Source organism: Pseudoclavibacter sp. VKM Ac-2888, assembly GCF_015351285.1.
GTDB lineage: Bacteria > Actinomycetota > Actinomycetes > Actinomycetales > Microbacteriaceae > Pseudoclavibacter.
On record NZ_JADKSM010000001.1, the window covers coordinates 2,444,085 to 2,469,657 of the forward strand.

The following is a 25,573-nucleotide window of genomic DNA, read 5'->3' on the forward strand; positions in this document are numbered from 1 at the left end:
CTCGGTCGCACGGTTCGTCGGTGCCAGTCTGTCGCAAAACCCGCTGCCAGTTTGGTCGAATACCGGGACGCGGCTCTACAAAGCCGCCATTCGAACGTCGGTGCCCGTCCGTAGGCTGACCATGTTTTCAGCCAGAACAAGCCCGCACCCCGAGGAGCATCACGTGGACTCTGCCCTTCCCACGATCCAGCACTGGATCGACGGCGCCTGCTCGACCTCGACGCCCGAGCGCACCTCGCCGGTCTTCAACCCCGCCCTCGGCACCGCGACGAGCAACGTCGCTCTCGCCGACGACGCGGAGATCAACGCAGCGATCGCCGCTGCGAAGGCCGCATTCCCTGGCTGGTCGAACACCTCGATCGCGAAGCGCCAGAACATCATCTTCAAGTTCCGTGAGCTGTTGAACGAGCGGAAGCTGGAGCTCGCGCGCATCATCACCTCCGAGCACGGGAAGGTCGTCTCCGACGCCGCTGGCGAGATCCAGCGGGGCCTCGAGGTCGTGGAGCTCGCGACCGGGTTCCCCCACATCATGAAGGGCGACTTCACCGAGAACGCCTCCACCGGCGTCGACGTGTTCTCCATCAAGCAGGCCCTCGGCGTGGTCGGCATCATCAGCCCGTTCAACTTCCCCGCGATGGTCCCGATGTGGTTCTTCCCCATCGCGATCGCGGTCGGCAACACCGTCGTGCTCAAGCCGAGCGAGAAGGACCCCTCCGCCGCGATCTGGCTCGCGGAACTCTGGAAAGAAGCGGGCCTGCCCGACGGCGTCTTCAACGTCCTCAACGGCGACAAGCAGGCCGTCGACGGCCTCCTCAACCACGACGACGTCGCCGCGATCAGCTTCGTGGGCTCGACCCCCATCGCGCAGTACATCTACGAGACCGCCTCCAAGAACGGCAAAAGGGTGCAGGCCCTCGGCGGCGCGAAGAACCACATGCTCGTGCTCCCCGACGCCGACCTCGACCTCGTCGCCGACCAGGCCATCAACGCCGGCTACGGCTCCGCGGGCGAGCGCTGCATGGCCATCAGCATCGTCCTCGCGATCGAACCCGTCGCGGACCAGCTCATCGAGAAGGTCACCGAGCGCATCAAGGGGCTCCGCATCGGTGACGGCACCCCCACCGACACCCACGCAGAACCCGACATGGGCCCCATCGTGTCGGAAGTGCACCGCGACAAGATCGCCTCCTACATCCAGATCGCCCACGACGACGGCGCCGACGTGCTCGTCGACGGACGCGAGATCACAGCAGAAGGCGCCGAGGGCGGATTCTGGCTCGGCCCGACCCTCATCGACAACCTCCCCACCACCAGCCGCGCCTACACGGAAGAGATCTTCGGCCCCGTCCTCGGCATCGTGCGCGTCAAGAGCTTCGAGGAAGGCGTCGAGCTCATCAACACCGGCCAGTTCGGCAACGGCACCGCGATCTTCACCAACGACGGCGGCGCCGCCCGCCGCTTCCAGAACGAGATCCAGGTCGGCATGATCGGCATCAACGTGCCCATCCCCGTCCCCGTCGCCTACTACTCCTTCGGCGGCTGGAAAGACTCCGCGTTCGGCGACTCCAAGGCCTACGGCCTCCAGGGCTTCCACTTCTACACCCGCGAGAAAGCCGTCACCAGCCGCTGGCTCGACCCCGCCAAGCACGGCGGCATCAACCTCGGCTTCCCCGAAAACGACTAGGAGGCGGGGCGCCCGCACTGCGGGCGCCCTGTGACCGCTTCGCGCCCGCCCCGTGCCCGCTTCCCCGCGCCGGAGTTGTGGCGAGATGCGCTTCGGCACCGCGGCAGCAGCATCAAGCCACACCGCTGTCGCGGACGGGCGAGACGTGCAGGTGCCGCGCGGAGACACGAGGGAGGATGCACACGTGCGAATCCTCCTCAAGCTCGAGCTCGACTGCCCAACCGAACTGCTCGCCGACGCCCTCCAGCGGCCGGAAGCCTTCCGCGCAGTGGCGGGCCCACTCGCGGAAGTGCGCTCGCTCGAACCCGGCGGCTTCCCCGAACGCTGGTCACCCGAGCGCCCGCACCGCGTCGAGATCCGCCTGCTCGGCGTGGTTCCGCTCGGCACGCAGGTCATCGACGGCCAGTACCGCGACCTGGAAGACGGGATGCACGAGCTCCGCGATCGCGGGTACCCGGAGTCGGGACTCATGGCCGTCATGACGACGTTCGAGCACACGATGGTCGTCTCGCCGCTGCCCGGCGGTCGCACGCTCTACCGCGACCAGCTCCAGCTGGGCGCTGGCCTCCTCACTCCGTTCGTGTGGTTCGGGATGTGGATGTTCTGGCAGAAGCGCGCCTTCAGCATGCGGCAGCTCGCAGACAGACTCCGGAACGGGCGGTAGCCGCCGCGCGGGGTCAGGCCTCGTCGAGGAGGCGCATCGCCGACCACACCTCGGCCCGGCCGGCGAAGGTCTGCAGGTCGATGCCGAGAAGCTGCTCTGCCGTGGTCACGCGGCTGCGAAGCGTGTGCCGGTGGATGCCGAGTGACTTCGCGACCGGGTCCCACGCGCAGTTCCCCTCCGTCCAGGCGGCGAGCGTGTCGAGCAGCAGGCGTCCCTGCTCCCCATGCTCGAGCAGGGGCTGCAGGACGCGGCGCGCGGTGACTCGGCCGTCGGCCGCCTCGAGCGCGCCGAGCATCCCCGTCGTGGCGAGGTCCTCGAACCGCACGGACGGCCGGTTCGGCGTGCTGCGCTCCGCGGCCTTGCGCGCCTCCGCGAGCAGTCGCGGCAGCTCAGGCCAGTCCCCGGGCGCGGAGGCGCCGGCCGAGAAGCCAGCTTCTGTGAGCGCCTCGAGCAGTGCCTCGCCCCCTCGCGCCGGCACGATCGCCACGAGGTCGTGGTCCCGTGCGGCGAAGAAGATCGGCTCGGGACCGGACCCCGCGAGCCGCTCGAGCCGGTCGAGCAGCGCCTGCCCGGGTTCACCGCCCCGCGCCTGCATGACCCGGATCGGAGCCGCGGGGAGCTTGCCCCACACCGTCTCGGCAGTGCGCGTCGCCACCTCCATCTCGCCGGCGAGGAGCAGCTCCAGGAGGCCGACACGCAGGTGCCCGCGGGCCGCATCCAGCTCCCGATTCTGCTCGAGCGCGATCGACGCGTGACCGATCGCGCTCGCGACGAGGTCGTTGCCCGCCAGATCAAGCGGGGCTCGCCCGCCGACCGCGAGCACCCCGCGGAGCTGGCCGTGCTGGCCGACGGTCTGCAGGGTCACGTCACCGCTCTCGCCGTGCAGGTGCGCCCCCGAGCGACCGCCGCGCGCGAGGAGGCTCTGCACCATCCGCTCGATCTCAGGGGCTTCGCTCTCCGGCACCCGGATGCGCGTCTGCGCGTCCACGCGGAGCCCCGTCGAGTCGTAGAGCGCCACCCAGCTCTCCAGCTGCCGTTCGAGCTCGACGAGGATCGCGCCGAGACCGCCGGGCCTGAGGGCGGCCCTCGCGAGCTTGCGCTGCGCCTGCAGCGACCATTCGAGCCGTGCTCGCTGCTCGAGGGCGCGCTGGTCCGCGAGGTAGCGGATGATGCCGATGAACGGGGTGCGTTCGGCGACCTCGACGAGCGTCAGGCCGTGGCGCTCGCAGGCGGCGACGAGGGCAGCGGGCACCTCCGCGTGGATGACCTCGGTCGCGAAGCCGAGCGCCGCGATGTCGGCCGCCCGCAGTCGGGCGACATACGCGTCGAAGACGTCCTCGCTGGCGAGCGCTTGGAATCGAACGGTCGCGGTCGCGGAGACCGGCGAGCGCAGTCCGTTCGCGGCGCTCTGCGGCTGCGCTCCGGGGTCCGGCGCCTCGGACACCGCGAACTGCATGCCGTCGGTGAGCAGGAGCTGGCCGGCTTCGAGCCACGGTGTCGGGTCGCCGAGGTCGGAGCTGTGCGCCCACACGAGCTCGCGTTCCAGTGCGCTCGCGTCCGCGGCGTGCAGCACCCGCAGCTTGAACTCGGTCTCCTCCACGAGCTCGCGCAGCGTGACACTCACGCCAGCCCCCTGGGCGCGGAACCATGCTGACGCTTTTGTCGAGTCATGGCACCCATTCTCACCGATTTGACCACGAACGCGACGCATTCCGGGCCGCAGAGTGGAGACATGACCGCTCCCACCCTCAGCCCCCACCTCAGCAACACGGACGTTCGCGAGCGCGACCTCGCCTCGGTGTTCCACTCCTGGTCAGCTCAGGGGAAGATCTCGCCGCTGCCCATCGCCCGCGGCGAAGGCGCGAGACTGTGGGACTTCGACGGCGACGAGTACCTCGATTTCTCGAGCCAGCTCGTGAACGTCACGATCGGCTACCAGCACCCGAAGGTCATCGCGGCCATCCAGGAGCAGGCCGCGAAGCTCGTGACGATCGCCCCGGCGCACGCCAACGAGACAAGGGCGAAGGCGGCGGAGCTGATCCTGTCGCACGCACCAGAGAGCTTCTCGAAGGTGTTCTTCACGAACGGCGGTGCGGATGCGGTCGAGAACGCGATTCGCATGGCCCGCCTCTCGACGGGGCGCGACAAGGTCGTGTCCCTGTAACGCAGCTACCACGGCAACACGGGAGCCGCGATCGTCGCGACCGGCGACTGGCGACGCATCCCCAACGAGTACGCGCGCGGCCACGTGCACGCCTTCGGCCCGTACCTGTACCGCTCGGAATTCTGGGCCGAGACGCCCGAGCAGGAGAGCGCACGGGCACTTCGACACCTCGAGCGCGTCGTCCAGGCGGAGGGCCCCGCGTCCGTCGCGGCCATCCTCATCGAGAGCATCCCCGGAACCGCTGGCGTGCTCGTGCCGCCGCCCGGGTACCTTGCCGGTGTGCGGGAGATCTGCGACCGCTACGGCGTCCTGCTCATCCTCGACGAGGTCATGGCCGGGTTCGGGCGGACCGGCGAGTGGTTCGCGTTCGATGCCTACGATGTCCGTCCCGACCTCATCACCTTCGCGAAGGGCGTCAACTCGGGCTACGTGCCGGTCGGCGGGGTCGTCATCTCCGAGGAGATCGCCGCGCGCTTCGACGGGGAGGTCTTCCCAGGCGGGCTCACGTACTCGGGGCATCCACTGGCCGCCGCATCCATCGTCGCGACCCTCGAGACCATGGAGGAGGAGGGCATCGTCGAGAACGCGGCCCGCCTCGGACGCGAGGTCATCGGCCCCGCACTGCACGAGCTTGCCGCACGCCACGACGTCGTCGGCGAGGTGCGCGGCAAGGGCGTCTTCTGGGCGGTCGAGCTGGTCAGCGACCCGCTGACGCGCGCCCCGCTCGCCGCGGCCGACATGGCGACCATCAAGTCGCAGCTCGTGGCCCGCGGCCTGCTGCCGTTCGTCGCAGACAACCGCATCCACGTCGTGCCACCCGCCGTCATCACCGACGCCGATGCGCTCCGCGGCATTGCCATCATCGACGAGGTGCTCGCCGGATTCTGAGCGCTGGGCCTCGGCGCCGCCGCGCTCCTGCACGACTGGACTGCTGCGGCAATGGGCGTCGCCGCGAACGGAATCGCGTTTCCTGGCCAACTTCCGTGACGATTCGGCACCGGCGGACCGCCGGGGCGTCAGCGCAAGCAGGGCGTCACGGAAGTTGGACAGCCGCGGCTTCGCGCCGCAGGGAACGCCCGCGGCCGAGGGCCTACTTGTCCTCTGGCGGCGGAATCAGCGCCATGAGCGCGGTGAGGCCACCGATCACGAGGCCCGTCTTGGTGTGCGCGGCCGTCACCCCGCGGCTGGCGCGACGCTCGCCGAAGCGGTAGATCCACCGCTCGCCGGCGACGGCGGCGAGGATCGCCCCGGCTCCAGCAGCCGTGGCGAGCCCGCCGAGGGCGACCCGGCTCGCCGGAGAGAGCGAGATCCAGAACTGGGAGAAGCTCTGCGGCTTCCCGTCTGCACCGTCTTCACCGTTCGGTCGCTCGCCCGACGCCGGGTGTGGCGCATCAGCCTGCTCGCCTGGGCCGCCGATGAGCTCGCCCGGTGCCTGCGCCGCCGGCTGCACGAGCAGGTCGGTGTCTTCGGCGCGGCCGCGCTTGCCGATCTTCAGCTCGTCGTACTCCGACGCCGCGAGCCCGCCGACGCCGAGGGCCAGCATCGTCTTCGCGACTCCGCGACCAGCCCTCGACGAGATCACGTCAGGGGTGGCGTAGTAGAGGGCGGTCAGCGCGCCCTGTCCCGCTGCCAGGATCGCGCGCTTTCGGAGGTCGGTTCTCGGAGAAGTCATGCTCCATTGTCCCGACTCGGTCTGATCAGAGCCTCAGCGGCAAACCGCAGCGCGGCTAGGCCGCGCCTCCACCTGCGGCCATGCGCATGAGGTCGGAGTTCAGCTCGATGCCGAGCTCGGTTCCGCCTGCGCTGCCGAGCTCGTGCTGGTAGCCGCCCCAGTTGTCGCCGCGGATCGTCTGCTCGACGCCAGCCTCCATCAGGGCGAGGAGCTCGACGGATGCGCGCTCGATGCGGGACCCGAGGCCCGCATCCTGCCAGTCCTCGGTTGAGGCGAAGAGCGACGTGGGCACGGTCATGGTGCGCAGGTACGCGAACATCGACCGCATCTGCTCGTCCACGACAAGCGCGTGACGCGCGGTGCCGGCGGTTGCGGCGAGCACGACGGGCTTGGCGATGAGGAGGTCGTTGTCGAGGGTCTGGAAGAACGAAGTGAAGAGTCCGCTCGGCCCGGCCTTGTAGACGGGGGCGGCCGCGATGATGCCGTCGGCGTCGCGGAGCGCCGCGATGGCGCGCTCGAACTGGGGGCCGAAGCTCTGCGAGCCGAGGGCTGCTGGCAGTTCGGGGAGGAGCATCCGCAGATCGATGCGCGTCGATACGACGTCACGGCCTCGTGTCGCCGCGAGCTTGGAGACGCCACGCTCGATGCGGTCTGCGAGCAGCTTCGTCGACGACGGGTCGCTGATACCGGCGTTGACGACGGCGACGCGGTAGGCGCCTTGTGCGTTGGTCATGGAAGTCCTTCCGAACGGGTTGGAGCTGAGGGGAGAGCCAAGAGGAGAGGCGAGGAGCCGAACGGATGCGCGGGGCCGGTCGAATGGGCCGGCCCCGCGCACTTGCTTCGCGGTCGCTAGGCGACGAGCGCGGTGTCCTGGTAGGGCGAGGAGCCGGTGACGTTGTCGCCGCGGTTCTCGTTGGGGCGCGGCTGGCGCGGCGCGGCGTCGCCGTACTTCGCGAGGACAAGCGACTCGTGCGTGGGCGCGTCGGGGACCTCGGCGGGGCGGAGCGCCTCGAGCTCGCGGCGCAGCACGGGAACCACTTCGGAGCCGAGGAGCTCGAGCTGGTCGAGCACCATTCCGAGCGGCAGGCCGGCGTGGTCCATGAGGAACAGCTGGCGCTGGTAGTCGCCGAAGTGCTCGCGGAACGTCAGGGTCTTGTCGATGACCTCCTGCGGGCTGCCGACCGAGAGCGGGGTCTGCTGCATGAAGTCCTCCATACGCGGCCCGTGGCCGTAGACGGGCGCCTCGTTGAAGTAGGGGCGGAACTGGTCCTTCGCGTCCTGCGAGTTCTTGGCGATGAACGCCTGCCCGCCGAGGCCGACGATCGCCTGCGATGCCTTGCCGTGGCCGTAGTGCTCGTAGCGCTGGCGGTAGAAGTCGATGAGGCGCATGTAGTGCTCCTTCGGCCAGAAGATGTTGTTCGCGAAGAACCCGTCGCCGTAGAAGGCGGCCTGCTCGGCGATCTCCGGGGTGCGGATGGAGCCGTGCCACACGAACGGTGCCACGTCGTCGAGGGGGCGGGGCGTCGAGGTGAAGCCCTGCAGGGGAGTGCGGAACTTGCCTTCCCAGTCGACGACGTCCTCGCGCCAGAGGCGGTGGAGCAGGTTGTAGTTCTCGAGGGCGAGGGGCAGGCCGGAGCGGATGTCCTTGCCGAACCACGGGTAGACGGGGGCGGTGTTGCCGCGGCCGAGCATGAGGTCCATGCGGCCCTTGGAGAGGTGCTGCAGCATCGCGTATTCCTCGGCGATGCGCACGGGGTCGTTGGTCGTGATGAGGGTCGTCGACGTGGAGACGCGCAGCGTCTTCGTGAGCGCCGCGATGTGCGAGAGGAGCACGGCGGGCGAGGAGGAGAAGAAGGGCGGGTTGTGGTGCTCGCCGACGGCGAAGACGTCGAGGCCGACCTCTTCGGTCTTCTGGGCGATCTTGACGATCGCGTCGATGCGCTCGGCCTCGCTCGGCGTCTCGCCGGTGACCGGGTTGCGTGTGATGTCGCTGACGGAGAAGATTCCGAACTGCATGTTCAGCCCTTTCGTTGTGGATGCACGGGCCGGGTCGGTCCTGGTTCTGGATTCCCAACTCCATGCATATGCATACAACGTAGCGCGTTCGGATCTATTCCCGCGTGCTCGACTCCACTGGCAGCACACCTTCGACGGGAGCAGCGACAGGGGCGGCGACGGCGGTTCGAGCCCGCATCCCGGGCACGCGCCCCTGGCTCGCGAGCACCCCCACCACAACGATCAGACCGCCGAGCGGCTGGTTCCAGTGCACCGACTCCCCCAGCACCACGACCCCCAGGATGACGCCGACAACTGGCGAGAGATAGGTGACGGTGGATGCGCGGGCCGGACCCCAGTCACGCAGGATGCGGTTGTACCAGATGTAGGCGAGTCCGGTCCCGAGCACGCCGAGCCCCGCGACGGCCAGGAGCACCGGCAGGTCGATCGCGACCTCGCCCCGCGCGGTGAGGGGCGCGAGGAGCCACACGATGACGGCGGCCAGGCCGATCTGGACGGTCGACAGGGTGATCGTGTCGTATCCCGAGCTCGTGAGGAACCGGCGCATGTAGAGCCCGGCGAATCCGTAGGAGATGGTGGCGCCGAGGCAGGCGAGCTGGGAGGGCAGCAGCTCGGGCACCTGGCCTGTGCCGATGAGCTGCCAGGGGGCCGCGAGCACGACGACCCCGCTCAGGCCGACCACGAGGCCGACGACCTGCGTGCGCGTGAGTCGCTCGCCGACGAGCACAAGCGGCATGAGCAGGAGCGTCATGATGGGTGTCGTCGCGTTGTAGATGCTCGAGAGGCTGCTCGGCATGTACTGCCCAGCCCAGGCGAAGAGCGAATAGGGCACAACCGCGAGCGCGAGGGACACGACGAGCATGTGCACCCAGATCTTCCGACCCCTGGGCCAGCGTCGCCGAGTGACCAGCATGATCGCGACGAGTGCCGCGGCCCCCAGCGTGAGCCGTCCCAACACGAGCTGCGCTGGACTGAGCCCCTCGAGCCCGACTTTCATGAAGAGGAAGCTCGCACCCCAGACGAGGGAGAGGACGACAAAGGCGGCGACGGTGCCGCGGGTGTTGCCGGTAGGTCTCATGGGACTTATTGTTGGCGGCACCCCAACATGAGGCAAATGCATCTGCTTCATCCCCACATGAGGAGACCTCATGAGCGTCACCATCGCCCAGCTCCGTGCGCTGGTCACGGTCGTGGATCGCGCGTCCTTCACCGTTGCCGCCACCGAGCTGGGGGTCAGTCAGTCGGCGATCTCGCACTCCGTGACGGGCCTCGAGAAGGCTGTCGGCGGCCGGGTCCTGCGCCGCGACGGCGGGATCACCCTCACCGCGCTCGGCCTCGGCGTGATCGAGCACGCCCGAGCCGCACTGGCCTCCGTCTCAGCGCTGGAGAGCGCCGTGCGCAGCGACGAGACCCTGTCCGGCACCGTCCGACTCGGGGCCGTCGCGACGGTCTGCCAGGGACTGGTCCCTGACCTGCTGGCCCTGTGGTCCGCGCGGCTGCCCAACATCGCCGTGTCGATCTACGAGGGCGACGACGAGGAGATGCCCGAGTGGCTCGAAGCGGGACTCGTGGACGCCGCGGTCCTCGTCGAGCCATCCCCCGCGCCGCCAGGCGGGCTCCTCGTCGCCACGGACGAGTTCGCCGCGCTTGTGCCTGCCGACCACCCGCTCGCGCAGCAGGACTCGATCCCGCTCGACGAGCTCGACGACGACGGCCTCATCGTGTCGACGGGCGGATGCGAGACGCACGTCAGGAAGATGCACGACGAGCTCGGGCTCCCCTACGTCTTCTCGCACCGCGTCCGCGAGATGAGCACGATGTTCCGCATGGTGCAGCAGGGCATGGGTGTCGCCGTCATCCCGTCCCTGGGGCGCGGGATGCTCCCGGACGACCTCGTGATGCGCCCGCTCACGGCACGCAGGCCGCGGCAGCTCGTGCTGTCCGGGCCCAACACTCGCCCATGGCACCCGCTTGTGGGGGCACTCGTCGATGCGACTGGCGTCGACTTCGCGAGCACGGTGAAGGTCGAGCTCTGATGGCCCCTCAGGCCTCGGAGGGTTCGGCTCCTTCGAGGTACGCGACGATCTCGTCCACGATCTCCGCTGGTGTGCCCGCGACGGGAACGACGACCCCCGCTTCCCAGGGCGCGAGCGGTTCGAGTACCTCGAACTGACTGTCGAGCAGCGTCGTCGGCATGAACTCGTGCTGTCGCGTCGCGAGGCGTGAGGCGACGAGGTCGCGCTGGCCTGACAGGTGGATGAAGCGCAGCTCTGGCACGCTCGAGCGCAGCAGCTCCCGATACCAGCGCTTGAGCGCCGAGCACGCGACGATCGTCACGCGCCCTTCGGCGGCGTTCGCGGCGATCGTCGCGCCGATGACCTTGAGCCAGGGCACGCGATCTTCGTCGTCGAGGGGGTTCCCTGCCGCCATCTTGGCCTTGTTGGCGGGCGGGTGCAGGTCGTCGCTGTCGATGAAGGTCACGTCGAGTCGTGCCGCCAGTGCCGAGCCGATCGTCGTCTTGCCCGTGCCCTGCACCCCCATGACGACCATGGGCGGATGCGCAGGAGCGGGACGCGCGGCACCTTCGGCGGCCTCCGCAGCGCTCACGACGCGGCCCCGTCCACGCGAGCGTCGGCGTCGGCGTCGGCGTCGGCGAACGAGAGCAGCACCTTCGACGACCTGGAGGCGTCACCGGCCACGGCAAACGCCTCGAGCGCCCGCTCGACCGGGAACTCGTGCGTGAGCACTGCATCCACGACCAGTGAGCCGTCGGCGAGCGCGCCGATCACGGCGTCGATCTCGTCGGTGAAGCGGAACGAGCCGACGAGGGTCAGCTCGCGAGTGATCGCGAGCGACAGCAGGGCGGGGACCTCACCGCTGCGCTGCAGACCGAGCAGGACGACGCGGCCCGCGCGACCGGCGCCACGGATGGCGCTGGCGAGCCCCGGCACCGTGCCAGACGACTCGATGACGACGTCGGCGTGCACGGCGGCGATCGCAGCCGCATCGCGCGCGTCGATGACGCGATTCGCCCCGAGCTCGGTGGCGACGGCGAGCGGCAGCTCGTGGAGATCGCTCGCGATGATCTCGCCAGCGCCGTGGTGCTTCAGCACGGCGACGACGAGCGCACCGATCGGGCCGGCGCCGATGACGAGCACCCGCTTGCCTCGCACGTCTCCAGCCTGCCCGACTCCATGCCAGGCGACGGAGGCCGGCTCGGCGAGGGATGCCAGCTTGAGGTCGAGGCCCGCTGGCAGCGCGCGGAGCATGCGTGCTGGCAGGGCGACTCGACGCGCGAATGCCCCATGGGTGTGCGGGATGCGCGCGGCGGAACCGAGATAGGTGCCGGCAGGCGAGAGGTTCGGTCGCTCGGCCGGGTAGGGCGTCACACCATCGTCACCCTGCGTGGCGGGGTGGACGGCGACTCGCTGGCCGGGCTGAGGGCCACTGCCGTCAGCCGCTGCCTCGAGCACGGTGCCGACGATCTCGTGGCCGAGGAGGAGCGGGTCACGCAGGATCGACTCCCCCGCGGCCCCGTGCATCCAGTAGTGCAGATCCGATCCGCACACGCCGCCATACGCGATCGCGACGACGGCCTGATCCGGGGTCGGCTCCGGTTCCGGCAGCGCATCGAGCCGCAGGTCGTCCTTGCCGTGGGCGACGACTCCGAGGTTCTCCTGGGTCACTTGCGATCTCCTTGCACGTCGAATGGTTCGTGAGTCAGACGCACGGCGTCACCAGCGGCACGCCCGCGACGGTGATCTCGATGAGGTCCCCGGGTTGGGCCGCGAACCCCGACTTCGGGGCGCCCGTCATGATGATGTCGCCGGGGCCGAGCGGCACCCAGCTCGTGACGTAGGCGACGCACTCGGCGATGCCCGCTGGCAGCTCCTGGCTTCCGGTGAGCACCTTCCGCTCGCCGTTGATGCGCACCTCGAGCTCGGCGGCGGCGAGGTCCGCTCCCGTCTCGATCCAGGGGCCGAGCGGCGTGTAGCCGACGCCGCCCTTGCCCTCGAAGTTACGGGGGTCGATGCTGCCCCGGTCTGGGTTCGAGATGTCGTTGACGGCGGTGAGACCGAGGATCACGGTGTGCGCGTCCTCCGCAGACACGTCGACCGCGTCACGGCCGATGACGACGCACACCTCGCCCTCGATGACGACCTTGCCGACGCCTCGGCGCAGCGCCACCGGGGTTCCGCTCGGCACGACCGTGCGGGGGCTCTTCAGCCAAGCCTGCACCGGAGAGGGATGCTCCGGGCCGTTCTGCGCGATCCCGACGACGATGCGCGGCTCGCTCGGAGCGAGCAGCGTCGCATCCGCGACACCCTCGCCCTCGCGCGTCGGCTCGACGCCGCGTGCGAACGCCTCGTAGGGGTCACTGCAGGGCACCCACGAGTCGCCATCGGCGAACGCGTGCGTGACGGTGCCGTCACTGGTCTGGATCCTGGAGATTCGCATCACACAACCGCCGTCATTCCGCCATCGACATAGATCGTCTGGCCGTTCACGAACGCCGAAGCGTCACTGGAGAGGAACACGAGCGTGCCGACGAGCTCGTCGACCTGCCCCCAGCGCCCGGCGGGCGCCCTCTGGGCCACCCAGGCCGAGAACTGGGCGTCGTCGACGAGCGCCTTCGTGAGCTCGGTCGCGAAGTAGCCGGGTGCAAGCGCGTTCACGGTGATCCCCGCCGGCGCGAGGTCGGCGCAGAGCCCCTTCGTGAGCATCACGATGGCGCCCTTCGTCGCACTGTACGGCGCGATCGAGGGGCGGGCGATCTGCGACTGCACGCTCCCGATGTTCACGATCTTGCCGGTGCCCCGCTCGAGCATGCCGCGAGCCACGCGGCGCGAGAGCAGGAACGCGCTCGTGAGGTTCGTGGCCAGCAGCTCATGCCAGTCGGAGTCGGTGAACTCGGCGATGGGGGCGCGCCGCTGGATGCCCGCGTTGTTGACGAGGATGTCGACCGTTCCGATGCTCGCCTCGAGTTCGCCGATGCCGGCATCGACGGCTGACGCATCCGTCACGTCGAAGGTCGAGACGATCGGCTCGGCCGTCGTTCCCTCGAGGCCGAGGGCCTCGGCGATGGACGCCGCCGCGCGCTCAGCTTTCGCCCGGTCCCGTCCGTGCACCACGACCCTGGCCCCCGCGGCGGCGAGACCGCCCGCGAGTGCCCGGCCGATGCCCTGGCTCGACCCCGTGACGAGGGCTGTCCGACCCGTGAGGTCGAACGCCTTCAGCCCGGCGGGGAGGCTCACGACCTGGCCCCCACCGCGGCGGATGCGCTGCTCGCGGTGCCTGCGGCAGGTGCGGCCTCGTAGATGTCCTGCAGGTCGATCAGGCCGGTGTCCTCCTCGTCGGTGGAGACGCGAATGGCGTCTTCCTTGCGGAGCAGGTCGCGGCCCTTCGTCTCTGGAACGAGGAACGTCGCTGCAGTGGTGATCGCGGCGAGCGTCGCGAGGTAGAGCCCCATGACCACCCAGTTGCCGCCGGTGAGCGTGAGCAGCCACGTGCCGACCACGCCGGCCAGGCCGCCGGCGAGCACGGCAGAGAGCTCTCGGGCCATGGCCACGCCGAGGTAGCGGTGCTTGTTGCCGAACAGCTCAGGGAGCATGGCGCACTGCGGCCCGAGCATCGAGTTGACGGCCACACCGATACCGACGGCGATGACGGCGATCGTGAGGGGTCCGTTGCCGAGCGAGAGCATCCACCATGCGGGGAATGCGAAGAGCAGCATGAAGACGGCTCCGAACCGGTAGACGGCGCGGCGGCCGAGCTTGTCGGAGAGGTGCCCGGAGAGCGGCACCGAGAAGATGCCGATGAGCGAGCCGATCGTGACACCCCAGGTCGCGATGCCGCGGTCGACGGGGTTCGCGATGAACGTGCCGGCGACGAACGCGAGCGACACGTTCTGGAAGATGTACGAGCCGCCGTTCTCGGCCATGCGCAGGCCGATGCCCGTGATGACGCCCGGCATGCCGCGGGTGAAGATCTCACGGATCGGGTGGTCGGCGACCTGGTCGCTCTTCTCGAGCTCGACGAACGTCGGGGTCTCACGGAGGCGCATGCGGATGAACAGCGCGACGAGGATGAGGGCGAACGACCCGAGGAACGGGATCCGCCAGCCCCACGACAGGAACGCCTCATCCGGCATGAGCGTCAGCAGGCTGAAGACCACGGCGGCGAGGAGCGTGCCGGCCTGGATGCCGACGAACGGGAGCGCGGAGAAGAACCCGCGGCGCTTCACGGGCGCGTACTCGGCCATGAGCACCGTGGCACCGGCCTGCTCGGCGCCGGCGCCGAAGCCCTGCGCGAGACGCAGGAGAACGAGCAGCGCCGGGGCCCACAGCCCGATCGTCTCGTAGGTGGGGAGGAGGCCGATGGCGGTGGATGCGCCGCCCATGAGCACGATCGTGATGACAAGCACACCCTTGCGGCCGAGGCGGTCACCCATCGTGCCGAAGAAGAGCCCGCCGAAGGGTCGGGCGACGAAGCCGACGCCGTAGATGGCGAAGGCCCCGATGACGGCGACGGCCGGGTCGCTCTGGTCGAAGAAGAGCTTGTTGAAGACAAGCGCGGTCATGAGGCCGTAGAGCGCGAAGTCGAAGTACTCGAGGGCGGAGCCGATGCTCGAGGCCAACGTCGCGCGGCGCAGGTTGTCTGCGTACTCCGGGTCGTCGGTCGGCACTGGAGGCCGGGTGTTCTCAGTCACGAAACATCTCCTTTGATGTGCGGTGCACCGAGGCCGTGGTGAGCCCGTCGGTGCATGCTTGCTGACCACAAGCTAACACTCCAGTGGACGACGTTCAACACTTTGAACGCACGAGATGTTGCCGAGGCCTGAGCTACCGCCCTGCCAGCGGGTTCGTGAGCTCCCGCGCAGCCTCGATGAGCGCCGCACCGACGCGAGCGACGTGCTCAGCATCCGCGAGCTCCGTCGGCAGAGCCGCCCCGAGCGCAAACGGGGGATCACTCGGCGACCAGGAGGCGAGCGGCACCGCGACGCCCGTCACTCCCCCGACCGAGCCGTTCGAGTCGATCGAGTAGCCGCGCTCCCGAGCGACGGCGAGGCAGTCGAGCAGCTCCCGCGTCGTCCCGATGCTCTGCGGCGTCAGCTTCGGGAAGGAGGCGGAGGCGCCGACGAGCTCCACGACCTCCTCGTCGTCGAGACGCATGAGCAGCGCACGACCCGAGGCCGTGAGCGCCGCCGGCAGGCGCGAACCCAGCGGCGTGCCCAGCTGGTAGCGCCGTCGACCCTCGTGACGAGCGAGGTAGACCGTGTCCGGGCCGTCCAGCATGACCACCTGCACGAGCTCGCTGCGAAGCACGGGAGACGCATCGCATACCCCGAAGAACTCTCTGATCTGGTTGAACTGCTGCGCGAACGCGCCGCCGAGCTCGGCCGTGCGCCTGCCCAGCTGGTACCCCTGCGGCACACGCTGCAGCATCCGCCCGTCTTCGAGCACGGCGACCAGATTGGCGGTCGACGATTTCGCGATACCGAGCGCCCTGGCGATATCGCTCAGCGTCATGGGCGCGCCATCAGCGTCGGCCAGCAGCGACAGGATGCGCAGCGAGCGCGTCACCGCCGGTGCGAGGTCGCGCTCCGGCGCGTCCTGCGCGCCCGCCTTCGTTGATGCATCCGCAGCTTCTGGCACGGTGCCGCTCCTCGCCTCGTCACGCCTGCCGGCCCGTTGACGTCGCAACGGGCCCACAGGTGGGAAATCAGTAGAACTCGACGATATCGACAACGTTCTTGAGCGGCTCACCGTCGAGGAGCCGGCGCGCGTTCTCGGCGAAGAGCTTCGCGATCCGGGGCTCCTCTGCGCTCGAGAGCGCGGCCGTGTGCGGGCTGACGAGCACGTTCGGGTGCGCCCAGAGCGGGCTCTCGGCTGGCAGCGGCTCCACCTCGAAGACGTCGAGGGCCGCGAACCCGACGCGGCCGTCGTCGAGGGCCGCGAGAAGCGCGGATTCGTCGATGACCGTGCCGCGCCCGACGTTGGAGACGATGACACCCGGCTTCACGTTCGCAAAGACCTCCTCACCGAGGAGTCCCGTCGTCGCATCGGTGCCGGGGAGCGTGACGACGATGGCGTCAGCCTCGGACACGGCCGAGGCGAGCTGGTCGATGGGCACCAGCCTGTCGACACCCTCGACGGCCTCGCCGCTGCGCGTCGTGCCGAGCACGGTGGCACCGAGGGCCGAGAACTTCAGCGCCGCCGCCTTGCCGATGCCGCCGAGGCCCACGATGAGCACGGTCATCTCATCGAGCTGGCGCATCTCCCAGCGGCCCGTCCACTGCCGGGCCGACTGCTGCTGCTGCAGGCGCGGAAGATCCTTCGCCCCGGCGAGCACGCCGAAGAGCGCGAACTCGGCGAGGGTCCCGCCGTGGACTCCGGCACTCGTCGTGAAGACGATTCGCTCGAGCGCATCCTGGCCGAGGCCCGCCGCCTTCACCTGCCCCCCACCGCCCGCCGCCGTCGCATGCACCCAGCGGAGTCGCGGGTTGGCCGCGACCGTGCGCGCGAGGGAGGCGGAGTCGACATCCGGGAGCCCGAAGAGGACGTCGGCCGAGTCGATCAGCTCGTCGAACGCGGCCTGCTGCTCGGGAGTTCGAGTCACGCTCGGATCTCCGGACCAGTCGGCGGGCCCTCGCATAGGCCGGTAGAACGTGTGGTCCCGCACGACTTCGAGTCGAGGCTCGAGGCGCTCGACGAGCTGGCAGAGCTCCTCGCTCAGGTCGACGGCGACGACCGCGCGCAGTTTCTGGGGGCTGTCAGTCATGGGATCCTCTTCGATTCGTGGCGACAGGTGCAGTCTCTCGTGGTGAAGTCTACGTCGATTCAACACTGTGGACACTGTCCTACACAATGATCAGCAGGCTAGGGTGTGCTCATGACCACTGCTGCTCACACTCCTCGCGTCGGCGTACTCGGCCTCGGCGCCATGGGTCTCCCGATGGCCGGGCACCTGCTCGCCGCGCACGGCACCCTCCAGCTCACGGGGCGCCGCCCCGACCGGGCAAGCGCCCTCATCGAAGCGGGCGCCACCTGGCACGAGTCGCCACGCGAACTCGCCGCGGCCAGCGACGCGATCCTCGTCATGCTCCCCGACCTCCCAGAGCTCGAGGCCGTGCTCGCCGGGGACGACGGCCTGCTCGCTGGCGCAGGAGAGCTGCTCATCATGGTCGGCTCCACCGTGTCGCCAACCGGGCTCCGCGAGCTCGCGGAGCGCCTGGCCAGCGAGAGCGAGGGTCGCGTTCGCGTCATCGACTCCCCCGTCTCCGGAGGCGAAGACGGCGCGAAGGCTGGCACGCTCTCGATCATGCTCGGCGGAGGTGACGACGAGGTCGCGACGGCCACGAGCATCCTGAACCCCTGCGGACGCCCCGTGCACCTCGGGCCGCTCGGCGCCGGCGAGGTCGCGAAGGCCTGCAACCAGATGATCGTGTCGTCCACGATCCTGGCACTCGGCGAGGCGAGCGTGCTCGCCGAGCGCAGCGGCATCGATCTCGCCGTGCTCTGGGACCTGCTCGGCGGCGGCTACGCCGGATCCAAGCTGCTCGAGAGCAGGCGCGAGAAGCTCGTCACGGGAGACGACTCCCCCTCCGGCGTCGCCAAGTACATGGTGAAGGACCTCACCTTCGCAGCCGACGTCGCCGACGCGACCGGCACGCACCCAGTGCTGCTCCCCACCCTGCGGGCCGCCTTCGACGAACTCGTGGATGCTGGCCTGGGCGAGCGGGACATCGCCGTCACCAGACGCTTCGTCGCGGAACGCTCCGAGAACTAGACCGCGAGCGACGTCCGCGGCGCGAGGAACTGGATGTCCTCGCGAGGAACGCGCTGCTTCCCGCCGCGCAGGTAGCCGTAGGCGAGCGAGGTGACCACGCCCTCCTCGGCGTTCGGGCCCGCTGAGAACGTGAAGTCGAGGGTGAGCATCGAGCCGATGGGAACCTCCTGCGTCGTGGTCCACACCTTGCTCGGCGCCGTGGCCCAGTCCTCTTCGTTCAGGAAGCCGGGGCGAGCAGCCCCGTCGATCGCCACCGTGGCGACGTCGAACGCGGTGATGAAGTCGGTCGGCTGGCTCGCGAACGAGTACTCGATGGTCTCGCCGGCAGGGATCGGGTTGGGTCCGGTGGACGTGATCGTGAGCTGCCGCGGGAAGGAGTAGCTGTACTCGCTTCCATCGATCGTGACCGGATGCACTCCCCATACGGTCGAGAGCGTCGCATCCCACGGCTCGATGTCCTCGATCTGGGACGTGTACGTGACGGTGTTGTTGCTCAGGTCCGGGTCTCCGCTGGTGATCACCTCGACCTTCCAGGGGGCGAGGTCGGGGAGCATCTCCGTCAGCGCGCTCGGTTGAGTGGGAAGGACACGGAGCCGGCCCTCCGCCCCAGCCGCGATCGACTCCGGGTGCTCGGCCGACTGGGTCGAGACGTTCCCGACCGTCGTGATCGGCCCCGGAACCGAGCCTTCGGTCCATTCGACTGCCGTCGCCCAGCGGGCGTCCCAGCTCGCGCGCGCCGTGAATCCCGTCGGCGCTGGCGCCGTGCTCAGATTCGTGACGGAGAACATGGTCCCGACCGTGAGCGACTGGAGCTGCAGACCGTCCTCGCTGTACCAGGAGTCGGTGTAGCCAGCTCCGTTCGTGAGCTGGAGGTCTGCGCCGGTCGCGCCACTCGCGGAGGAGGCCGGGGCGGCACTGGCCAGAGCGATGACCGGAAGAGACCAGGCTGCTCCGGTGAGGATGCTGCGGCGGCCGATCTCGCGTCGCTCGCTGTTCGAGGCGCCGGCGGCGTGTGTGGAGGGTGTGGTGCGGGGCATGGCGGGGGTCCAATCTGCGGAAGCCATCGGGGAGGTCGTACGGCTACGGCTCTCGCACCGAGGTGCGGAGAAGAGGCGCTTACGATACCCGGATTTCCCCGGTGAATTCCCGCTATCGCCCGGGGAGTTCTCCCCGGGCGAGAGCACTACCAGGAGAACGGCACGGCAGACAGAATGGTGACGCGCTGCTGACCGGCCGGTGGCGTGAAGGTCACCGTGCTGCCGACTCGGCTCCCCAGGATGGCCTCCCCGAGGGGCGAGTCCGACGAGTAGACGTCGATCGCGACGCTCGGGTCCAACCCGGCGAGCACCCTGCTTCCGAGCAGGAAGGTCGCCTCGCGCCCGGCGTCGTCGAAGCGCACCGTCACCTGCATCCCGGACTCGACGAGCCCATCATTGGGCTTGGCGGCGACCTCGGCATGATCGATGAGCTTTCGAATCTCCCTGCCCCGCGCCGACGAGTCGGCGCCCACGCGCAGCAGCGCCTCGAGCTCGTCCTGCAGGGCACGCAATGCCGTCGGCGTCATCCAGACCGTTTCCACGGAAACCTCCTCTTTCATGTCGCGAGGCGACAAAAGGGTAAACGATCACGATAGCCCAAAAGCCCCCAGAAAAGCCATTTTCCCCAAGGATGAGAACGTGCAGGAAATGGACTATGGTCGTCCGGATACCCGCCAGCTGAGAAAAGGGAAGCGAGTAAGAGAATGACGGACAGAAAGTCCAAGGAAAACGCGAAGAAGGCACCACAGCTCACGCTGAAGGAGCGACGCGCACTCAAGCGAGACAAGACCCAGGCAGAGGACCCGTTCAAGCGAAAGAGCTAGAACGACAGGCCGCACGGGGACACCTGAGACCACCGGAGGCTCCCATGCGCCTCCTTCACAGCTCTGAACGAGGTATCAAGCCATGTTTTCGTCGAACCCCGGCGCCTTTTCGGCGCCGGGGCATCGTCACGCAGGAAAAGCAGCCAAGAAGATCGTGCCCAAGCTCATTCTTCGGGGCGACGCGTTACCGTGCCTTGCCGCCCTTGATCCACGTTTTCGGACAGATGAAAACGAAGCCTCGACATTCGAGGGACTGGCGGATTCTCCTGTCTCCCTGGTTATCGGAAGGGACGCCTCTCGAAGAGAGAATCGCCGAAGCTTGTCCGACCTCCTCCAGGAGGTCATGCACGACTGCGTCGCGCTCTCCTCGAAGCTGCCGAAGCTGCGCCACGTCATCGTGGTGCTCGCGGACCCGGGCCTCAGTGATTCGATCGTTCTCACCGCCTGCGAGCAGGCCGCCTCGCGACTCTGCGAACGGGTCGCGAGAGAACACGGCGACTACCTGGTCACGACATTTCTCCTCGTCGCCGATTGCGACGACCCTGAGTTGCTCGCTCGACGCATCCGCGATCGAGCCGCGCAGCCACCGGCGACCGATTCCGCCTGCGCACTCACCTGGGACGACATCAGGGACGTCTCCATCGAGTTCGCGGCCATGAATCGCTACGTCTGACACCGGCGCAGTCACTCAGGGGCGTCCGCCTCCTCTGGGAGGCCGACGCGCAGCAGCCGGCGACCCCAGGCTCGCAGCGCGTCGACGAGTTCAGGTGGTCCGACGACCTCGCACCGGGCATCGAGCCTGGCGAGGAGGTAGACGACGTAGTCGAGGTCGTCCGTGCGCATCCGCACCTCGCTTCACCCTTCTTCGAGCTCGAGGACCACACCCCACTGGCCAACCTCAGCCCGTGCGTCCTCGGCTGGCACCTCGACTCGCACGACCGCCTCGTAACGGGTGGGCAGGTTGCGGATGCTCGACTGCACGAACGCGTCAGCATCGCCTCCCGGAATGGGCCGCGAGCCGAAGCTCTTCGGCAAGGACTCGACGCCGCGCATCCGGTCGAGGCGGAACGTGCGCCAGCCGCCCGCCCCCTCGTCGAACGCGACGAGGTACCAGCGGCGGGCGACCGGAACGAGCGCATGCGGCTCGACGAGCCGACTCGAGAGGGCACCATCACGCTTCTCGTAGTCGAACGCCAGCATCGTGCGGTCCCGGCAGGCCGTCGCGACGCTGGCGAGCACGGCGACCTCGACCTGGGGCGCCCCCTCGCGCGCCTGCCCGGCACCGACCGTCGAGCCGATACCAGCAGCGAGCTTGCGCACGTGCATCGGCAGCACTGGCACGATCTTCGCGAGCGCGCCGACCGCCGCGTCCTGCACCCCTTGGACCCCACTGGCAGTCACGGCCCTGAGTCCGAGCACGATCGCCAGGGCCTCCTCGTCGCTGACCATGAGTGGCGGGAGCGAACCGCCAGCGCTCAGCCGGTACCCGCCCCCGACGCCGCGCGTCGTCTCAACCGGGTAGCCGAGCTCCCGGAGCTGCTCGACGTCACGCCGTAGCGTGCGCGGGCTCACCCGGAGCTTCGCGGAGAGCTCATCGCCGGTCCAGAACCGATGGTTCTGGAGGAGCGTGAGCAGCGTGAGCATGCGGGATCCGGTGGACATGATCCCATCGTAGGGAGATAGCGGCCAGTATTCGTCCGCAATTACCGTCATCGTGAATCCTGCAAGCATCACCCGACCCGCTTCCGAATGTCGGAGGACAGGTGGATGATGAGAACACCGATTCAGGAAATCAGGGATACGCATGGCCGACACCACACCCCCGTCCACACCTGAAGAACGCTCCTCGGCTCCAGAGGCCTCGCCGCGAGCGCTGCCACATCAGGACGTGCCAACGCTGGCGACCCTGCGCAGCTTCTACCAGGTGCTCGTCAACACGCTCATCGCCAACGTCACGACGAGTTACCTGTGGTTCGCGCTCACCTTCTGGGCGTACCTCGAGACCGGTTCGGTGCTGGCGACGTCCATCATCGGCGGCAGCTACATGCTGCTCGTGGCGGTCTTCGGCATGATCTTCGGCGCGATCGTCGATCACATGAAGAAGAAGGCCGTCATGCTCATCTCGAGCGCGGTGACCCTCATCACCTACCTGCTCGCCGGCGTGCTCTACCTGAGCTTCCCGGAGGAGGCGCTCGTCGACTGGAACGGCATCTGGTTCTGGCTCTTCGCCGGCGTCATCCTGGTCGGCGGGGTCGTCGAGAACCTGCGCAACATCGCGCTGTCGACCACCGTCACGCTGCTGGTGCCCGCCGACCGGCGCGACCGGGCGAACGGCCTGGTCGGCACGGTGCAGGGCATCGCGTTCATGGTCACCAGCGTGTTCTCCGGCCTGTCGATCGGCCTGCTCGGCATGGGGCCGACCGTGCTCATCGCGATCGTCGCGACCGCAGTCTCGTTCGCTCACCTCCTCTTCGTGTCGATCCCCGAACGCGGCATCGCCCACGACCCAGAAGCAGGAGCCGCGAAGGTCAACTTCCGCGGCGCGATTCCCGCCGTCATGCTCGTGCCCGGACTGCTCGCGCTCATCCTCTTCACGACGCTCAACAACCTCGTCGGCGGCGTCTTCATGGCGCTCATGGACCCGTACGGCCTCACCCTGTTCTCGGTCGAGATGTGGGGAGTCTGGCTCGGCGTCACGAGCATCGGCTTCATCGTGGGCGGCGGCCTCGTCGCGAAGTTCGGCCTCGGGAAGAACCCCGTCCGCACCCTCCTCATCGTCAACATCGGCGTTGCCCTGCTCGGCGCGACGTTCACTATCCGCGAGTACGGCTGGCTGTTCATCGTCGGCATGTTCATCTTCATGGCGATCATGCCCATCGCGGAGGCGGCAGAGCAGACCGTCATCCAACGCGTGGTGCCGTTCGAGAAGCAGGGACGCGTGTTCGGCTTCGCGGCCACCGTCGAGTCGGCCTCGACGCCCATCAGCGCGTTCATGATCGGCCCCATCGCGGAGTTCTGGCTCATCCCATACATGGAGTCCCGCGAGGGCCAGGAGTCGCTGGGGTGGATGCTCGGCGACGGCGATGCCCGCGGCATCGCGCTGGTGTTCCTGGTCGCGAGCGTCCTGCTGCTCAGCCTCGTCATCGTCGCGTTCGCATCCCCGCAGTACCGTCTCCTCTCGAAGTCGTACGCGGAGACTCCGCCGCCGAACTCGGAGGCAGCCGAGGCCGCTGAAGGGGCCGTCGTCGCGGAGGCACCGGAGGAAGCCGAGCAGCAGCGTTAGGCGTCGCGCCAGGTCTTCGCCACGACCCGAAAATCACCGTCGATGTTGGCGAGCGACAGGTGGTCCTCGAAGACCTGGTCGAGGATCCTCAGCCGTACCTTCGCGACGACCAGGTCGGCGGAGAGGAAGTCGAGCGACAGCAGCTCGTCCTCGCGCGCCTGCCCGACCGACTGCGGCGACGGTCGATTGGCGACGATCTCGCGCCACTCGGCGAATGGCATGGCGGTGAACGTCCCGTCGGTGACGTCGTACAGGCTCGCGGAGCTGTCGAAGACCCGGTCGAGCTTGGTGACATCGCACTCGTGCAGCGCTTGGAAGTAGAGGTCGACGGCGGAGGTCACGGCGGGGACTGCGTGGAGTGACATGAGGGCGGATCCTTCGGTTGTTAGTGTGCCATCCATTCAATCCGGGGCTGCGCGGAGAGTGAAGGCTCACTCAACGGCCCTCCGCTCTCGAGGGAACGGATTCCACGGTAGTTTCGGTCTCATGCCACCCGATCAACGGTCCAGCCTCGACGGCACCGATCATGCGATCCTGGCGCACCTGCAATCGGACGGTCGCGCCAGCATCGCCGACGTCGCCAGGTCAGTCCTGTTGTCGCCCAGCGCGACGGCGGAGCGGGTACGCCGCCTCACGGACACCGGCGTGATCACCGGCTACGCGGTCACCGTCGACGCGGAGGCGCTCGGGTACACGGTCATGGCGTTCGTGCGACTCGCCTACCCCTCCGGCAACTACAAGCCGTTCCACGACCTCGTCGCGACGACGCCGGAGATCGTGGAAGCCCACCATGTGACCGGGGCGGACTGCTTCATCATCAAGGTGCTCGCCAGGTCGATGCGGGACCTCGAACGGATCACGGGCCGCCTGGCGACGCTCGGGGGCATCACGACGAACGTCGTCTACTCCAGCCCGCTCCCCGCTCGCCACATCTCACCGGCATAACTCACCCGCTTCGGCGAGAATCGCCGTCATGAGCGATCGAGTCTCCCCCAGACAATTTCGGCAAGCGGACGGCACCGCCGACTGGCGGGTCGTGGGCGACGGCGCCCGCGCGAACTTCACGACCGGCGGCTTCGCGAAAGGTGCCGCGTTCGTTGCTGAGATCGCCCGCGCCGCCGACGAAGCCGATCATCACCCCGACGTGGACCTCCGCTACGGCTCGGTCATGGTGCGCCTCATCAGCCACGACGTGGGCGATATCAGCGAACGAGACACCGCCCTCGCCGCACGCATCTCCGAGATCGCCCGCGGGCTGGGCATCGAGGCGAGCACGGGCGCCGTGCAGAGCATCCAGATCGCGATCGACGTCGTCGACGTCGACGCCGCGCTCCCCTTCTGGGAAGCAGTCCTCGCGTACGAGCGGCGCGGTGGCGAAGACCTCGCCGACCCGATCGCCGTCGGACCGAACGTCTGGCTGCAGCAGATCGACGCGCCCCGCGCCGAGCGGAACACGATGCACGTCGACGTGTACGTTCCACGCGACCAGGCTGACGCTCGCGTCGCAGCGGCGCTCGCCGCCGGCGGGCGCATCGTCGACGAAACCAACGCCCCGGAGCACTGGACGCTCGCCGACCCGGAGGGCAACGAAGTCGACGTCGCCCCGTGGCGCGACGACAGCCCATGGAAGCCCGAGTAGCGCGCATCCGCCACCGCAGCGCAGTGCGACGGAAAGTTCAGACCCGAGACGCCCCGAGTCAGCGACCGTTTCGCAGCTGACGACGCCCGCATAGCTTGGCCCGAATACGCCAGGTACCAGCGAGGTGAGGAGTCCCGATGTCCGCGCAACCCAAACCCTCAGCAGTGATGTCGATGGGCACGCTCCGGCTCGTGGAGGCGGGCGAGCAGGTCGAGCCACGAAGGCTCGCGCATGCCAGGACCGACGCGCAGCTCCTCCAAGAGCTGCGCGCACTCCGCCGGGAGAACAGCGACCTCGCCGAGAGACTCCACGAGAGTGAGGCGCGACTCCGGGGCGTTCAGAAGCGACTTCGAGTCCTCCAGAAGGCCCGGGATGAGCGCGTCGGGAGTATCGACTTCGCCGACCAGGAGGAATGGGCTCGCCACCAGATCCACGTCAGCTGGCTGCAGAACTCCTCCGCGATCGATCGGGCCGCGCATCCGCTCGGCGAGTACCTCGTGGGCCCCGCCTTCGCCGCCTCGGTCAGATCACTCGCGCCGCAGCTGCAGGCGAAAGTGTGGCGTGCGGCCGTCGACATCGTGACCGGACGCGGTCGGCACCTGCACTCGAGGGGCGCGCATCCGCTGCGCAGCGGCAATGGCGCGCACGCCCACGACGTCGTCCGCGACGACGGCGCGAGGTGCTTCCGCTACTCCGTCGGCTTCAAGGCGGCGGGTGCCAGACGCCTGCACGCCTGGCACCTGCCGGACGGGCGAGTGGAGCTCTGCCGCGTCGTCGCCCACGGCGACATGTCACCGTGAG

The 25,573-nt window shown here is 68.8% G+C and carries 24 protein-coding genes and 2 pseudogenes; 10 read left to right on the plus strand and 16 right to left on the minus strand.

Annotated elements, in window-relative coordinates; genetic code table 11:
- Positions 1–121: 121 nt before the first annotated feature.
- Positions 122–1,684, plus strand: coding sequence for a CoA-acylating methylmalonate-semialdehyde dehydrogenase (locus tag ITJ61_RS11520; RefSeq protein ID WP_194686240.1), 1,563 nt, complete (start codon positions 122–124; stop codon positions 1,682–1,684).
- 184 nt (positions 1,685–1,868) lie between these two features.
- A complete protein-coding gene (locus ITJ61_RS11525; protein ID WP_194686241.1) occupies positions 1,869–2,348 on the plus strand; it encodes a hypothetical protein in 480 nt (159 codons plus the stop codon).
- Between the two features lie 13 nt (positions 2,349–2,361).
- Here the strand turns inward: ITJ61_RS11525 and ITJ61_RS11530 are convergent, their stop codons facing one another.
- A complete protein-coding gene (locus ITJ61_RS11530) occupies positions 2,362–3,972 on the minus strand; it encodes a helix-turn-helix domain-containing protein (RefSeq protein WP_194686242.1) in 1,611 nt (536 codons plus the stop codon).
- 108 nt (positions 3,973–4,080) lie between these two features.
- Between ITJ61_RS11530 and ITJ61_RS11535 the strand changes: the two are divergent.
- Positions 4,081–5,400: pseudogene (locus tag ITJ61_RS11535) on the plus strand (aspartate aminotransferase family protein).
- 202 nt (positions 5,401–5,602) lie between these two features.
- Here ITJ61_RS11535 and ITJ61_RS11540 read toward each other — a convergent pair.
- The 4 genes from ITJ61_RS11540 to ITJ61_RS11555 form a co-directional block, all read right to left on the minus strand.
- Complete coding sequence (locus ITJ61_RS11540; RefSeq protein WP_194686243.1) at positions 5,603–6,184, minus strand: hypothetical protein; 582 nt, start codon at positions 6,182–6,184, stop codon at positions 5,603–5,605.
- Between the two features lie 55 nt (positions 6,185–6,239).
- Positions 6,240–6,917 (minus strand): CE1759 family FMN reductase, encoded by a 678-nt coding sequence (locus ITJ61_RS11545; RefSeq protein WP_194686244.1) that lies wholly within the window; start codon positions 6,915–6,917, stop codon positions 6,240–6,242.
- Between the two features lie 116 nt (positions 6,918–7,033).
- Entirely contained in the window at positions 7,034–8,200 is a 1,167-nt protein-coding gene (locus ITJ61_RS11550) for an LLM class flavin-dependent oxidoreductase (protein ID WP_194686245.1), read from the minus strand.
- 94 nt (positions 8,201–8,294) lie between these two features.
- Positions 8,295–9,278, minus strand: coding sequence for a DMT family transporter (locus ITJ61_RS11555; RefSeq protein ID WP_194686246.1), 984 nt, complete (start codon positions 9,276–9,278; stop codon positions 8,295–8,297).
- Between the two features lie 70 nt (positions 9,279–9,348).
- Here ITJ61_RS11555 and ITJ61_RS11560 point away from each other — a divergent pair, with 70 nt between their 5' ends.
- Positions 9,349–10,236, plus strand: coding sequence for a LysR family transcriptional regulator (locus ITJ61_RS11560; protein ID WP_194686247.1), 888 nt, complete (start codon positions 9,349–9,351; stop codon positions 10,234–10,236).
- A 7-nt stretch (positions 10,237–10,243) separates the two neighbouring features.
- Here the strand turns inward: ITJ61_RS11560 and ITJ61_RS11565 are convergent, their stop codons facing one another.
- The 7 genes from ITJ61_RS11565 to ITJ61_RS11595 form a co-directional block, all read right to left on the minus strand.
- On the minus strand, positions 10,244–10,807 hold the full coding sequence (locus tag ITJ61_RS11565) for a gluconokinase (RefSeq protein WP_323744346.1): 564 nt from the start codon (positions 10,805–10,807) through the stop codon (positions 10,244–10,246).
- Positions 10,804–11,886: an L-idonate 5-dehydrogenase gene (locus ITJ61_RS11570; protein WP_323744347.1), complete on the minus strand. Its 1,083-nt coding sequence runs from the start codon at positions 11,884–11,886 to the stop codon at positions 10,804–10,806. Before ITJ61_RS11570 ends, ITJ61_RS11565 begins: the two co-directional genes overlap by 4 nt.
- 34 nt (positions 11,887–11,920) lie before the next feature.
- Positions 11,921–12,658: a fumarylacetoacetate hydrolase family protein gene (locus ITJ61_RS11575; protein WP_104305621.1), complete on the minus strand. Its 738-nt coding sequence runs from the start codon at positions 12,656–12,658 to the stop codon at positions 11,921–11,923.
- On the minus strand, positions 12,658–13,455 hold the full coding sequence (locus ITJ61_RS11580; protein ID WP_323744348.1) for an SDR family oxidoreductase: 798 nt from the start codon (positions 13,453–13,455) through the stop codon (positions 12,658–12,660). Before ITJ61_RS11580 ends, ITJ61_RS11575 begins: the two co-directional genes overlap by 1 nt.
- Positions 13,452–14,909 (minus strand): MFS transporter, encoded by a 1,458-nt coding sequence (locus tag ITJ61_RS11585; RefSeq protein ID WP_194686248.1) that lies wholly within the window; start codon positions 14,907–14,909, stop codon positions 13,452–13,454. Before ITJ61_RS11585 ends, ITJ61_RS11580 begins: the two co-directional genes overlap by 4 nt.
- 133 nt (positions 14,910–15,042) lie before the next feature.
- Positions 15,043–15,855 carry an IclR family transcriptional regulator gene (locus ITJ61_RS11590; protein ID WP_258064908.1) on the minus strand — a complete coding sequence of 271 codons (813 nt, stop codon included), beginning with the start codon at positions 15,853–15,855 and terminating at the stop codon, positions 15,043–15,045.
- Positions 15,856–15,922: 67 nt separating this feature from the next.
- Positions 15,923–16,981 (minus strand): D-2-hydroxyacid dehydrogenase, encoded by a 1,059-nt coding sequence (locus tag ITJ61_RS11595; RefSeq protein WP_104244749.1) that lies wholly within the window; start codon positions 16,979–16,981, stop codon positions 15,923–15,925.
- Positions 16,982–17,092: 111 nt separating this feature from the next.
- Between ITJ61_RS11595 and ITJ61_RS11600 the strand changes: the two genes are divergently transcribed.
- Positions 17,093–17,989, plus strand: a complete 897-nt coding sequence (locus ITJ61_RS11600; RefSeq protein WP_194686249.1) for an NAD(P)-dependent oxidoreductase — start codon at positions 17,093–17,095, stop codon at positions 17,987–17,989.
- Here ITJ61_RS11600 and ITJ61_RS11605 read toward each other — a convergent pair.
- Positions 17,986–19,053 (minus strand): hypothetical protein, encoded by a 1,068-nt coding sequence (locus tag ITJ61_RS11605; RefSeq protein ID WP_194686250.1) that lies wholly within the window; start codon positions 19,051–19,053, stop codon positions 17,986–17,988. The two genes, ITJ61_RS11600 and ITJ61_RS11605, sit on opposite strands and share 4 nt — an antisense overlap.
- Before the next feature lie 119 nt (positions 19,054–19,172).
- Positions 19,173–19,568, minus strand: a complete 396-nt coding sequence (locus tag ITJ61_RS11610) for a GreA/GreB family elongation factor (RefSeq protein WP_323744349.1) — start codon at positions 19,566–19,568, stop codon at positions 19,173–19,175.
- A 364-nt stretch (positions 19,569–19,932) separates the two neighbouring features.
- Here ITJ61_RS11610 and ITJ61_RS11615 point away from each other — a divergent pair, with 364 nt between their 5' ends.
- Positions 19,933–20,523, plus strand: a complete 591-nt coding sequence (locus tag ITJ61_RS11615) for a hypothetical protein (RefSeq protein WP_194686252.1) — start codon at positions 19,933–19,935, stop codon at positions 20,521–20,523.
- An 11-nt stretch (positions 20,524–20,534) separates the two neighbouring features.
- On the opposite strand, the pseudogene ITJ61_RS11625 reads toward ITJ61_RS11615, so the two are convergent.
- Positions 20,535–21,656: pseudogene (locus ITJ61_RS11625) on the minus strand (helix-turn-helix transcriptional regulator).
- On the opposite strand from ITJ61_RS11625, the gene ITJ61_RS11630 reads away from it, so the two are divergent.
- The gene (locus ITJ61_RS11630) at positions 21,655–23,133 is read left to right on the plus strand and encodes an MFS transporter (RefSeq protein ID WP_323744350.1); all 1,479 of its coding nucleotides are present in this window, start codon (positions 21,655–21,657) and stop codon (positions 23,131–23,133) included. The pseudogene ITJ61_RS11625 and the gene ITJ61_RS11630 overlap by 2 nt on opposite strands.
- On the opposite strand, the gene ITJ61_RS11635 is transcribed toward ITJ61_RS11630, so the two are convergent.
- Complete coding sequence (locus ITJ61_RS11635; protein WP_104301446.1) at positions 23,130–23,498, minus strand: nuclear transport factor 2 family protein; 369 nt, start codon at positions 23,496–23,498, stop codon at positions 23,130–23,132. The genes ITJ61_RS11630 and ITJ61_RS11635 overlap by 4 nt on opposite strands.
- A 121-nt stretch (positions 23,499–23,619) precedes the next feature.
- Here ITJ61_RS11635 and ITJ61_RS11640 point away from each other — a divergent pair, with 121 nt between their 5' ends.
- From ITJ61_RS11640 to ITJ61_RS11650, 3 genes are all read left to right on the plus strand, one after another.
- A complete protein-coding gene (locus ITJ61_RS11640) occupies positions 23,620–24,078 on the plus strand; it encodes an Lrp/AsnC family transcriptional regulator (RefSeq protein WP_104244735.1) in 459 nt (152 codons plus the stop codon).
- Positions 24,079–24,106: 28 nt separating this feature from the next.
- Positions 24,107–24,772 carry a VOC family protein gene (locus ITJ61_RS11645; RefSeq protein ID WP_104305612.1) on the plus strand — a complete coding sequence of 222 codons (666 nt, stop codon included), beginning with the start codon at positions 24,107–24,109 and terminating at the stop codon, positions 24,770–24,772.
- A 137-nt stretch (positions 24,773–24,909) separates the two neighbouring features.
- Positions 24,910–25,572 (plus strand): hypothetical protein, encoded by a 663-nt coding sequence (locus ITJ61_RS11650; RefSeq protein ID WP_194686255.1) that lies wholly within the window; start codon positions 24,910–24,912, stop codon positions 25,570–25,572.
- The last annotated feature ends 1 nt before the right edge of the window (position 25,573 follow it).